This is a genomic window from Bradyrhizobium sp. Kon56, assembly GCF_055807635.1.
In genome coordinates, this window is the sequence record NZ_JBVVOU010000621.1 from 1 (window position 1) to 238 (window position 238).

At 59.7% G+C, this 238-nt stretch carries 1 pseudogene; it reads left to right on the top strand.

Annotated elements, in window-relative coordinates:
• A pseudogene (locus AC0L3B_RS40290) lies at positions 1-138 on the top strand (AraC family transcriptional regulator CmrA); the annotation flags it as partial.
• Positions 139-238: the final 100 nt, after the last annotated feature.

Sequence of the window (238 nt, forward strand, 5' to 3'; positions counted from 1 at the left end):
TTGAACGCGGCACTGGACACGTCCTGGTGCTCGTTCAAGGTCGGCTATGAAAGCCCGTCGCAGTTCAGCCGTGAGTACAGCCGGCTGTTTGGCGTGCCGCCCAAGCGCGACATGGCCGCGCTGCGGGGCAAGGCGTAATACCAAGGCTATTTGTAGGAGCGAGCTTGCTCGCGAAGCACTCAGCCCTCCCGCTTTTATTCAGAATGAACGCGTTGCCTGGACGTTTTTCGCGAGCAAG